This window comes from Methanolobus sp. ZRKC3 (assembly GCF_045291275.1).
Lineage (GTDB): Archaea > Halobacteriota > Methanosarcinia > Methanosarcinales > Methanosarcinaceae > Methanolobus.
The window spans coordinates 2,543,930-2,556,150 of record NZ_CP146982.1 but is presented as its reverse complement, the minus strand read 5'-3'; the positions used below and the strand labels follow the sequence as shown (position 1 = coordinate 2,556,150).

At 41.6% G+C, this 12,221-nt stretch carries 13 protein-coding genes; 7 read left to right on the top strand and 6 right to left on the bottom strand.

The window, feature by feature from the left end; translation table 11 throughout:
• Window positions 1–12 precede the first annotated feature (12 nt).
• Complete coding sequence (locus V7O66_RS13030) at window positions 13–714, bottom strand: ABC transporter ATP-binding protein (protein WP_406660744.1); 702 nt, start codon at window positions 712–714, stop codon at window positions 13–15.
• 221 nt (window positions 715–935) lie between these two features.
• Between V7O66_RS13030 and V7O66_RS13025 the strand changes: the two genes are divergently transcribed.
• From V7O66_RS13025 to V7O66_RS13000, 6 genes are all read left to right on the top strand, one after another.
• Window positions 936–1,541: a YIP1 family protein gene (locus V7O66_RS13025; protein WP_406660743.1), complete on the top strand. Its 606-nt coding sequence runs from the start codon at window positions 936–938 to the stop codon at window positions 1,539–1,541.
• A 27-nt stretch (window positions 1,542–1,568) separates the two neighbouring features.
• Entirely contained in the window at window positions 1,569–2,819 is a 1,251-nt protein-coding gene (locus tag V7O66_RS13020) for a COG1361 S-layer family protein (protein WP_406660742.1), read from the top strand.
• A 14-nt stretch (window positions 2,820–2,833) separates the two neighbouring features.
• The gene (locus V7O66_RS13015) at window positions 2,834–3,520 is read left to right on the top strand and encodes an ABC transporter ATP-binding protein (RefSeq protein ID WP_406660741.1); all 687 of its coding nucleotides are present in this window, start codon (window positions 2,834–2,836) and stop codon (window positions 3,518–3,520) included.
• Window positions 3,507–4,682 carry an ABC transporter permease gene (locus tag V7O66_RS13010; RefSeq protein ID WP_406660740.1) on the top strand — a complete coding sequence of 392 codons (1,176 nt, stop codon included), beginning with the start codon at window positions 3,507–3,509 and terminating at the stop codon, window positions 4,680–4,682. The genes V7O66_RS13015 and V7O66_RS13010 overlap by 14 nt, the downstream gene beginning before the upstream one ends.
• Window positions 4,683–4,762: 80 nt before the next feature.
• On the top strand, window positions 4,763–5,875 hold the full coding sequence (locus tag V7O66_RS13005) for a hypothetical protein (protein WP_406660739.1): 1,113 nt from the start codon (window positions 4,763–4,765) through the stop codon (window positions 5,873–5,875).
• Window positions 5,876–5,889: 14 nt separating this feature from the next.
• A complete protein-coding gene (locus V7O66_RS13000; protein ID WP_406660738.1) occupies window positions 5,890–7,047 on the top strand; it encodes an ABC transporter permease in 1,158 nt (385 codons plus the stop codon).
• 12 nt (window positions 7,048–7,059) lie between these two features.
• Here the strand turns inward: V7O66_RS13000 and V7O66_RS12995 are convergent, their stop codons facing one another.
• The 5 genes from V7O66_RS12995 to V7O66_RS12975 form a co-directional block, all read right to left on the bottom strand.
• The gene (locus V7O66_RS12995; RefSeq protein ID WP_406660737.1) at window positions 7,060–7,860 is read right to left on the bottom strand and encodes a helix-turn-helix transcriptional regulator; all 801 of its coding nucleotides are present in this window, start codon (window positions 7,858–7,860) and stop codon (window positions 7,060–7,062) included.
• Window positions 7,861–7,979: 119 nt separating this feature from the next.
• A complete protein-coding gene (locus V7O66_RS12990) occupies window positions 7,980–8,384 on the bottom strand; it encodes an inorganic diphosphatase (protein ID WP_406660736.1) in 405 nt (134 codons plus the stop codon).
• 427 nt (window positions 8,385–8,811) lie between these two features.
• Complete coding sequence (locus V7O66_RS12985; protein WP_406660735.1) at window positions 8,812–9,981, bottom strand: ABC transporter permease; 1,170 nt, start codon at window positions 9,979–9,981, stop codon at window positions 8,812–8,814.
• Window positions 9,982–10,090: 109 nt separating this feature from the next.
• The gene (locus V7O66_RS12980; protein WP_406660734.1) at window positions 10,091–10,273 is read right to left on the bottom strand and encodes a hypothetical protein; all 183 of its coding nucleotides are present in this window, start codon (window positions 10,271–10,273) and stop codon (window positions 10,091–10,093) included.
• Window positions 10,270–10,716, bottom strand: coding sequence for a LysE family translocator (locus tag V7O66_RS12975; RefSeq protein WP_406660733.1), 447 nt, complete (start codon window positions 10,714–10,716; stop codon window positions 10,270–10,272). The genes V7O66_RS12980 and V7O66_RS12975 overlap by 4 nt, the downstream gene beginning before the upstream one ends.
• A 201-nt stretch (window positions 10,717–10,917) precedes the next feature.
• Between V7O66_RS12975 and larA the strand changes: the two genes are divergently transcribed.
• Window positions 10,918–12,180, top strand: a complete 1,263-nt coding sequence (larA, locus tag V7O66_RS12970) for a nickel-dependent lactate racemase (protein WP_406660732.1) — start codon at window positions 10,918–10,920, stop codon at window positions 12,178–12,180.
• Window positions 12,181–12,221: the final 41 nt, after the last annotated feature.

Below are 12,221 nucleotides of genomic sequence, written 5' to 3'. Positions count from 1 at the left end.
CATATTCTCTCCTCATTTTGCATTAATTTCACCATCTCTGAGATAAACGACCCTATCCGCGAATTCTGCAAGATCCGGGGCATGTGTTATCATTATTATAGTTCTGCCTTTTTTATGAAGGGTAGCAAGGATATTCATTATCCCGTCACCTGTTTTTGAATCAAGGTTACCTGTGGGCTCATCTGCAAGGATCAGGGAAGGAGTATTTACCAACGCCCTGGCTATGGAAACCCTCTGCTGTTGACCACCTGAGAGTTCAGAAGGTTTGTAGTTCATACGATCAGACAAACCGACCATCTCCAGCAACTCCTTTGCCCTCTTATTGCCATTGACACCTGGTTTATTATTGGCATAGGTAGGTAACGCAACATTCTGTACTGCAGTTAATCTGGGAACAAGATTGAAATTCTGGAACACAAAGCCTATTTCAAATCCCCGAAGTCTTGCCAGCTCAAGGTCTGAAAGCTCATTTATGTCCATTCCCATGACAATGACCTGTCCGCAGGTAGGACGGTCGAGACAACCTATCATATTCATCAAGGTGCTTTTGCCGGAACCCGATGGTCCCATAATGGCAACAAACTCCCCTTTTTTCACAGATAGATTTATGTCCTTCAGGATGGGAACCTCCATATCCCCTACCTGATAACTCTTACACAGGTTTACTAATCTGATGACGTATTCATCATCAATATCATTCTGATAATCAGACATTATTTTTCTCCACTGTCCGTACAAAGTTTGAAGCTATGTAGATATAAGCCTTTTTAAAGAAAATATAAGTATCTGAAAGTGACATCACACACAATATCCAACTGTGCATATGTATTCTGCAGACCCACGAAAGTATAAATATAGTAATAACTTATAGAGTTTGACTATTAATCGACATGTCTGAATATACACATTGGAATCTTTAAATGGAGAGAAGATGCATGCTTGAAGTATTAACAAACCCCAACGGGTTTTTTCACAATAAAATCAATGACGAAGTGGAAATGAAAACTCCACTTATGATAATGGCCGTCCTGGCATTGGTCGGAGTGATAAGTTCAGTCCTGATAATTCAGAAGACAATGGAAATGTTACCTCCGGAAGCTGCAAAATTTGCGCCAGTAGGAATAGTTGCTGGCATAATAGGAGCGATCATAGGAACTCTTCTTACGTGGATTATTTACAGTGGATTATTCTACCTGATATCCATGTTCTTCAATGGCGAAGGAGACTTTAAAAGATTACTTGAGTTCACATCATACGGATTTATTCCATCAATAGTAAGTGGATTAATATCTGCTTATTACACCAACCAATTATTTGACAATCTTGACTTTTCAAATCCTGAACTTATGCAGGAATTAATAAAGTCAGACCCATCCATGAAAATTGTAAGTATCATAGGGATTGTCTTTTTGCTGTGGAGTGCAAACATCTGGATATTTGCAATAGCATATTCACGCAACATATCTGTAAAAAATGCAACTATTGTAGTTGGATTACCAATATTGCTCTATGTGCTTTATGTAGCAAGTCAATTCTTCTAATATTAAGGTTATATGAAGCTGTGTAACATGAATCTGAAAATACTGATGGTGGCCTTGCTGATTCTGGTCACTTCATCTTCTTTTGCACATGCGGATACAGAGATCCGTCCGACAGTAAGTCTGAGTTACGATGTAGAACCAGAGGTTTTTATGCCAGGGGATACCGGAACAATAACGGTAACTATCAGTAATATGGCAACCGGCGAGATATACGTTGAAGAGGATGATGAGACGCTGGATATGAATGCGTATATTGCCAGTGCAAGTCTTGATGGGAATGGCGTCATCAAGATACTGGATAGAAGTTATACTGATGTAGGCCTCATGGGCCCGGGAGATTCACTCGAACTCACATTCAATATAAAGGCATCAAATAATGCATCGGATAGCGTGCATTTCCTTGACCTGGCTATTGTTGGCGGGAGCAACATGTATGACCTTAATTACAGGATACCCGTCAAGATAGATGACAGAAACCTTAAGGTAATAGTTTCCGATGTCCCATCCAATCTCATGAAAGAGATAGCCACAATTGGAGTGGAAGTCGTGAACCGCCGTCCAAATGAGGTCACAAGTGTTATCGTCAGCCCCAGCGGTAACAATATGGAATTCAGCCCGTCTGAATTCTTCATAGGAAGCATAACAGAAGGGAATAAATCCACTGCAGCTTTCACGTTAAACACCATAGACTGTGACCCAGGAAAAGGCGATATTGAATTTACAGTATCATATTTTAACGGAGACAATCTTCACAGCACCGAGAAGGTAGTGAAGAATGTAAATATCATCGACCAGTCACCCCTCATATTCACCAGTATTGAAACGGAAAGGGCAGGCAATAAATATTCGATTTCAGGAGACCTGAATAACTTTGGAGTAACTGATGCTAAGAATGTCATCGTGTCCATACAGGGATCTGATAATATTACTCCTGTGCAGCCTTTTGCCAGCTATTTTATTGGAACCCTTGAAGCAGATGATTTTAGCAGCTTCGACCTCTCAGCAAAGGTACTTTCGGACGATATCAGCAGTATTCCTGTGATCATAGAATTCAGGAACACCGATAATGCATACACATCCATGACCAAGGAAATAAATATAGCAGAAAGTGGTGTGGGAAGCAACTCTGAAAAAGAAGACTCTTCTGCAGCAACATGGATCTTTGCAGCAGTCATTACAGTTGCCATCGCGGCTCTGATAGCATATTCATGGAAAAAAAGAAAGGAAGATGAAGCCCAGTATCCTGACGATATTCCGGAAGATGAAGACGAGGAATAAACAGCGGTGCCATTATGCCACATCCCATTATTGAGCTCAAGGATATTAAAAGGGTCTACACCCTTGGAAAAAACAAGATCTATGCCCTCAACGGAGTCAACATCTCCATAGAAAAAGGGGATTTTGTTACGATCATGGGATCATCAGGTTCCGGTAAAAGTACCATGCTTAATATGATAGGCTGCCTTGACCTGCCCACCAGCGGCAAGGTATTGATAAACGGTACAGATATCTCAAAGCTCGATGATGACGGGTTAACGGCCATCAGAAGAAATAATATTGGCTTCATTTTCCAGCAATTCAACCTGATACCCACACTTACGGCCAGTGAAAATGTTGAAATGCCCATGATATTCAACGGGATAGATACTGAAAAGCGTCAGAAAAAAGCACTGCAACTTCTGGAAAAGGCAAATCTCACCGCTGAATATGCACAGCATAAACCCAATGAATTATCCGGCGGCCAGCAGCAAAGAGTTGCAATTGCAAGGGCACTGGCAAATGACCCCCCCATATTGCTTGCCGATGAGCCCACAGGAAACCTTGACTCAAAGACCGGACAAAGTGTGATGGAACTTTTGAGGGAGCTGAACGAAGCAGGTACAACTGTTATTGTTGTGACCCACGACCCAAAGCTTGAGGAATACTCCAACACCAGCATCCGATTACAGGATGGGGAGGTGTATAATGAAAATTACTGAATTCCTCCAAAATAATATGTATGCAGATCTTGCAAAAAGGAATCTCAAGAGACAGTCTGTGCGCACAGTACTGGCAGCTATCGGGATAATCATCGGCGTTATCGCCATATCATCGATGGGAATACTTGGAAACAGCCTGAAATTATCCGTCACGGATTCCTTTGCGGATATCGGTGACAAGCTGATAGTATCCCCTGCAGCAGGAGAGGATGCTGTCACCGACAGGCAGGTAGACCAGATCAGAAAGGTGGGAGGAATTGACGAAATTATTCCCGTGGAATCCAGTGGGGAGTTGCTAGAGTACAGAGATGGAGGGACTACTTATCAGGTATATGCAATTGTCTACGATGTAGAAAAGGAAGGACTTGAAACTCTCGTTGATTTTGAAGAGGGACGTTTCTTCAAATCCGGTTCCACAGATTGTGTAGTAGGCTCAAGCATAGCAGACAGAATGGAACTTACCATCGGGAATAAGATCGAGATCGAAGACTCCAAACTCAGGGTTGTAGGGATACTTAAGGAAAGGGGACTTGGATTCGACATTAGTACGGACAACGGAGTGTTCACATCCGCCGAGATGTACGATAAATTATACCCGGATGCTGATGAAGGTTACAACTCCGTGATCATCAAGGTGGAAGACATAGAAGATATTGATGTAGTGAAGAAAGATATAGAGGAGAGAGTCAATAAAAAAGACGTACTTGTCGATGTATTTGCCACCAATACCATTACTAAAAGCCTTGACGATGTATTCAGATCTATTTCCCTCTTTCTGATGGGAATTGGGTCAATTTCCCTGCTTGTTGCCGGTGTCAGTATACTAAATGTCATGCTCATGTCAACCATGGAGCGCACCAAGGAAATAGGCATAATGAAAGCTGTTGGTGCATCAAGGAAAGATATTCTCAGGATGTTCCTTCTTGAAGCGCTTTTCCTGGGAGTCATTGCCAGCCTCATAGGCGGAATGCTGACAATCGGAGGAAGCTACCTGCTCATATCACTCATAGTGGAAGACACAAGCTATCTGCTGAAACTATCAAATATATTATACATAATCGAGGGAATTGTTTTCGGAATTGCCACTAGCCTCATAGGTGGATTATATCCTGCATGGAAAGCCTCACAGATGAACCCGCTGGATGCACTTAGATATGAATGAAGCTTTTTTGAGAATGGTACATACATAGATTGCTATAAATAGTATACAGAATAAATTTAGTAATATTCAGGAGCAATACCATGAAATTGACCTTCTTCATATTATCCGGCCTTATATTGATGACTTTTCTTCCAGGGATCACCCTGGCATCAGACTGTACGGAAACCGTAGCTGACCTGAGCATTGCCAATGTCTATTCTGACATCGATAACTGCGATATAACCATAAGGTCTTCTGAAGAGGTCGAGGACATGACCCTTGAGGTCCAGCTGGAACACAGGGGAAAAAATCTTCAAAAAAAGATCTTCAAAATAGCTGCCGTATCAGCAAATTCCGATGCCATAAAAGCATTCCAGTGGAATACTGACAACAAGGATGATGGAAAATTCATCGTTAAAAGCAAATTGCTCAAAGACGGGTGTGAAGTTGACAGTGATACCTACAGTTTTGTTAACGGAAGACAGGTAATCCCCAGAATAACCGTTGATGATTTTGTGCCTAACTCCGAAGGTTTCAGCGTGATGGCGACACCACAGGAAGCAGTCCTTGTTGATGTCGAGTATATGCTTCTTGACGGTTCAGATGTTATTTTTTCAGATAGTTTGGAAAAGATCGCACTGCACACACAACCCTTTGAGATAAGCAGGAATTGGAATACACTGCTTACAAATGGAAAACAGTACAGTGGAAGAGTAAAGATCAAAATGTATTCTCCTTCTGAAAACTACATTGTCGCAATGAAAGATTTTACAGCAAAGGATGATGTCTTCATCAGTGATATATATAAAGATGAGATAGGAGCCAGTGCGACCATCGATGGAATATCACAGGTACCATTTACAGGCTCGGTCAGGTTCACCGTTACCCAGGAAACAGATAATGGAAATGACATTGTCGAGTCCACAACCAGGAAATCACCCATTCTCCTTAATGGTGATGATGAAACTGTAGAGGTAATATGGAAGCGAAGGCTACCCGAGGGCATTTATAAACTGTTCATCGAAATTATAGGAAACGATGGCGACATACTGGATGTGAAAGAAACCATCATTGAAGCTGAATCTGCATCGACATCCCTGATAGCCACAGGCGAAACCGGAACTGCCGATGAAGAAAGTCCTGGTTTCCTTAGCATCCACGCTGTATTAATGGTCGTTGCATCCATCTTTGTGTATAGACGGACAAAAAAGTGAGCACGGAGTAATGAATGCGTTACGAATTGTTTATTGCACTACGTCACATAAAAGCAAGAAAACGACAGACCATTCTTTCTGTTGCAGCAATAGGCATAGCTGTCATGATCCTCATGGTTTCACAGTCATTCATGGCAGGATTCACACAAGAACTCTATGATAAGACCGTGGATAATCTACCGCATGTTGTTGTTTCACCAAAGGAACAGGATGAAGAAATTCATCTTTACAAAAATATAGTCCTCAAGATCAATAGCATTGACGGAGTAGTAGCTTCATCACCTTACCTCATAGGTGAAGCGTCCTTCAAATTCAAGGACAATACGATGAATGCCGCTATTAAGGGAATAATTCCTTCCGAGGAGGATGCTGTTGCCCATACAAAGAAGGATATGATCAAGGGGAATTATGATGAACTTGATTTTTCAGACAATACCATTATTGTAGGGGATAAATTTGCCGAGGATATGGAACTGGAGCTTGGAGACACAGTTGAGGTCTCGTTCCCTACTGCAAATCCGGTTTCGTTGAAGGTAGTTGCGATATATGATACCGGTACAGCCCTTGACGAAACTCTGACCTATACATCTCTTGAAACCGCACAGGATTTTTTCGATACCGAGGATGTCATCAATGGAATTACCCTGAGAATTGATGATTTTAACAGGGATCGGGAAATCGCAGGCATACTGCAAAGTGAAGGATATGATGCTACTGGCTGGACAGAGAATAACCCCGAGATCCTGAGAACCATAGCCATCGAGAGAGCAGGAAACAATATCACATTGGGGTTTATCCTGCTCATTGCATCTTTCGGAGTTGTCAGTACCCTTAATATGGTTGTTATGAGCAAGATCAAGGAAATAGGAATACTCATGGCAATGGGGGCAAAAAGGTCCAGCATAAGAGCCATATTCATGTTTGAAAGTGGAATCCTGGGATTTGCAGGTGCTCTATTAGGGACACTTGCAGGAGTGGCGCTCGCACTTTCCATTGGAAGCTACCCCCTTCCCGAGGGCGTTTATGGATTAGAATCCATACCCGTAGTTATAAGAATAGGCGACGTATTGGCAATAATCACCATTGTTTTCCTGTTAAACCTGATAGCAGGGATCTACCCAGCCCAGAGAGCCGCAAGTCTTGACCCTGTCTCGGCCATATCCACAAGCTGAATTACTGGCGGATCATTTATCCAGAGGTACGGATGGATCTATGAGTTTTGACCTTTCCAGATAATAATCGAAATAATCCTGACCCCATTTAAGGGCACTTTCCGAACTACTGATCACATTTTTGTAATCGAACATTCCTTTAAGGTTATAAAGTGAAAGAGATAGTAAATTATCAGTAAGCATCATTACAGGAACGTCTAATTCATCTTCATAAATGTAAAATTTTACATTTTCAAAAGACGGAAAAGTCCCACTTTCTTTCTGATATTTTTCGATGAGATTCTTAAAAGCAGATCTTGTCGAAATGCGGATGATATTAACACCCTTTTTATCCATCTTTTCGTAAGTCTGTAAAACCAAGGGATGGAAAAAAGAAGATACCACGTAGAGAGAATCTGAATCCATCATATGTTTCTTCATAACAGCAGGAAGATCGTGCGGTGCTTCGGGTTCCGGCTGGACCACATCACACTCACCAAATTCGCACAACCTTAGCATAAAGGAAGGAGGAAGTTTACTGATGTCGTGCTCGGCCCAGTAATCAGTATGCATCTCCAGTACATCAGCCATGTGAAGCAAAGGCATCATATAATGCACAAGCAAACGGCCCATCTGTGATAATTCGTAACTGTGTTCATGTTGCACAATTATATGGCTTTCTTTCATGATCTTTATTTGAGGCATCACTGAACTGGAGCTCAGACCAAGAATAGTTTTGATCTCATCGCTGGTCTTTGCACCATCCATAAGGAGCAATGCGACATTTTTCCGTTTTTCTGACATCAGAAGTGTGTCTAGCAACTTTGAGCTCATCCAATCAACCTTAGTAGTATAGTTCCTAAATTCGAATTGAACTAAAGTGGTTATAGAATAATAATGTTTTTGTTTTTTGCACACACATGTTAAACTTTTGCACAAAACAATTATCTATCTTATTTTTCATGTATTTCTATCCCTTTGAACCTGCACAACGCAAATCGTCTTTTTTTGACCAGATAGTAAAAGAACTTGAATACAGAGTATATATGAAAATACAGCGAGTAAAGAGATTTTGAGAAAAAGCCACTGACATAAACTATTCTTTTGTCATCCTCAAGCGAGTCATCGATGAATCTTATCATGCCATCAAAATATTCTCTTTCAATAATAGTACCCTGATCCATCCGTGGCCCTATAACGATCACATCGGATTCCATGCCGTCAGCACTTAAGGACCCTTCAACAAAGCCATAGTTAAAGATCGCAGGCACAGGAGAAATGAATTCCTTTTTAAACTGTGAACCTTCCTTGTGGTACTTAGCAAAGCTATACTTAGGAGTTTCGATCACGGTCCTCATACTATGTAATTGATACGGATAATAGAAAAAAGTAACATAGGGGGATGCGAACGGGAAGGGTGAATGCACAGGTATGGTGACATTGGAAGGTACTGGAGAGGTACTTAAAATCGAAACCCGTTCGCAATAATACAAACGGCGTTGTTACATAAATACTTTCGCACATATACGAACAAACGTGCATTTCAGAAAATCAGAATTTAAAGTATGAAAAGTTCTACATCATTGAACAGATAATGAAAAAAGAAACATAGGAGGCGAACGGGATGGGTGAATGCACAGGTATGGTGACATTGGAGTGTACTGGAGAGGTACTTAAAATAAAACCCGTTCGCAATAATACAAACGGCGTTGTTGCATAAATACTTTTCGTATGCATGCGAACAAACTTAATTTTCTAATAAATAAACTAATTATACCAGACATATCATGCCGTATCTATGGCCTCAACCGGATCTAATGCAGAAGCCCTTCTTGCAGGATAGACCCCTGCAACTATGTTAATAAAGAAAGAAAATACAATAGCATAGACATAATTTAGGATATTCACCTTCAGAGGAAGAGTTGTCAGGCCAAAGTACATCTCGCTTGGAAGATCGATCTCATAAGAAGCAAGGGAGATTGTTGCAAAGTAACCAATGATACAGCCCAGAAGTACACCCATTGTACCCAGGATCATCGATTCTATCAGGAAAACTTTCGTGATACTCTTTTTGGATGCACCCATTGCCATGAGCATACCGATCTCACTCTTCTTGTCCATCACCACAGTGAAAAGGGTGTTTGCAATTCCAAATCCTGCAATCATGTAAATAAGAACATAGTATATCCAGACGATGACAACCTGCGTATTCAGCAACTCCAGTATTTCACTGTTAGCTTCGATCCAGCTAACAGAATCAAGACCTGTCTCCGATTCAATGGAAACTGCTATGTCATCTGCCATATAGGGATCCTGAACACGGATATTTATCTTACTTGCAACTCCATTCTCATCAAAGATATCCAGAACCGAATCGAACCTTGTATATGCAAGTGTTTCATCATTGGCCGTACCACTGTTGAATATACCTACCACCTTAAATGATACTGGCTGTGATGTGGGCGTTATCACATCCACATTGTCACCAACGACTACCTCAAGGTCTTCAGCGATCTTGTCCCCTATTACTATCCCATTGTTAGTTCGGGAAAGTACAAAGAAACTACCTGAAACTATGTCATCTGACACACTCATAACTGTATCTTCGGCAACCGGATCGACACCATTGAGATTGGCACCTTTGGCATTGTCCTTATACTGTAAAGCTACCTGCCCTGTGAATATGGGAGATACAGCGGATACACCTTCTTTATCGATCATCTGCTGAGAATAGTACCTGTGAAAATGAATGAACTCTTCATCATCATCCTGTGAACTTACAACGATATGAGGAGAACTTTCAATAGTGGTTTCCACCAGCTCGTCAGTAAATCCTGACATCATTGACATGAGAACCACGATCACCCCTATAGCCAGAGCTACCGCAAAAACAGCAAAGAATGTGAGCCTCTTACGTGCACTGACATGCCTGAGAGCTATTTGGAGTTCATACATTCGCTTATCCCCAGCCTATTCTATTACTATTTGAAGTATTTACTTAATATAATTATGTTCCATTTGTCAAAAAGAGAATGGACAAAATAAAAAAGAATGGAATGGGGGGTTATCTGCGAGACAGGGCCAGCTCTATCCCTATAATAGAGAAAATGAAGGCTTTTGTCCAGTTCACATATGTACCCACATGGGGTTTTCCCATAATAAAGGAACCAATATAACCTGCAAATAATGATACCATGAAAAATACAAGCAATGCCTGGATCAGGAACATCATTCCCAGAAATATCATCTGCAGAGGAATATTGACAGATTCCGGTGAAACGAACTGCGGAAGGAATGCAAGAAAAAAAGAGATACTTTCGGGTTTAACAGATTCATGAAAATACCCCTCTTGTAAAGGAGGGATAAATTAGTATCCAGCGCAGTATCAGAAGCTATCAGCTCCCCACCTTCTTTCAGGGCTTTGTAAGCAAGATAGAGCAAGTATATCGCTCCGGCATATTTCAAAGCGGAGAATGCGAGTGCTGACCTGTATATTATAGCTGAAACACCCAGTACCGCTGCGGTGGTATGGAACAGCAGCCCAGTACATAGACCGGATGCTGTAGCCATCCCTGCCATTTTGCCTTTTGATATGCTCTGCATAAGAACAAAAATTATATCAGGGCCTGGTAAAAGCGTAATTGCGACCGAAGCTCCAAGAAAATAGAGTAGTTGTGATGGTTCCAACAAGATCTCACCTTTTTATTAAAAATGGAATATTACTATAAGGTTCTTACCAGAGCCTTTCCAGAGACCCAATACAACAGGATATCAAAGAAGCAAAATACTATAAGTAAAAATTCCCATTTAGAATTTGGTTATTCGGACCGGTTCATAATTACAGATCGGAAGTTTCTGGCTAAATATGGAAGCATCCATCCAATTACAGGAGTGATTAAAATTATAATACAGATACCTTATGGAAAAGAACACGTTGATCTGGAAGTAGATATTCCGCATGAGATAATTGCTCCTAACAAAGTGGAAGTCAGGGATGAATCCGAAATAATAGTCAATGCTCTGAGCAAGCCCGTGGGAATGAAACCACTTGAGGAGTTCATTAAGAAAAATGACAGGTTGCTCATACTTGTTAACGATGCCACAAGGCCGACTCCCACTGCAAGAGTGCTAAAGGAAATGCACGACTTGCTGAAAAACCACAGTGATGTGAAATTCCTAGTTGCCACCGGGGCACACAGGGGACCAACTGAAAGTGAGTTCAGGTATATTTTTGGTGACATATATGACGAGTTCAAAGACCAGATATTCGTCCACGATGCACGCAAGGATGGAGACATGGAATATCTGGGAGTCTCGAGTAACGGAACCGAGATGTACCTTAACAAAATGGTAACCGAGATTAAGAACATCTTAGTCATAGGAAGTGTAGAACCACACTACTTTGCAGGTTATACAGGAGGAAGGAAGGCATTTCTTCCGGGTGTTGCAGCCTACAAAACAATTGAGATGAACCACAAGCATGCTCTTTCGGATGCTGCAAAGGCACTTGCTTTGAAGGGTAATCCCGTTGCTGATGATATGGACGATGCCATGCATGTACTCAAGGACATGAACGTATTTTCCATACAGACTGTCCTGACTGCAGAGCATGGACTGTATGCCATGGTTGCAGGAGATCTTTTCGAATCTTTTGATATTGCAGTTGAAAAAGCCAATGAGGTATTTTGTGCAAAGTACAGCAAAAAGGGCAATATCGTTGTGGCTGTTGCCCCATATCCCATGGATATCGACCTCTACCAGTCACAGAAAGCGCTTGAGAACGGAAGGCTGGCGCTGGAAGAAGGGGGAAGCATCATACTGGTTTCAAAATGCAGGGACGGAGTTGGTGATGACGCATTCCTGGATCTGCTTTGCTCCGCAAAGACTTGCGAAGATGTCATGCACAAGATAGATGAAGGCTATAAGCTGGGATACCATAAAGCTGCCAAGATGGCACAGATAGGTGTCAATGCTGAGATGCTGGCAGTTTCAGATCTTGATGACAAGACTCTGAGAATGTCCAAACTGGAACCCTGCAAGAGTATGCAGGAGGCTTTTGACAGAGCAGTTTCCCGAATAAAGGAAGAAGGTAAAGAACCGTACGCTGTAATTCTTCCACAGGCAAGCCTGACAGTCCCTCTTCTGGAAGAGTAGACTTCTCACAAAGGCTATTTTAAAAAAGAAAGATCGGAAAA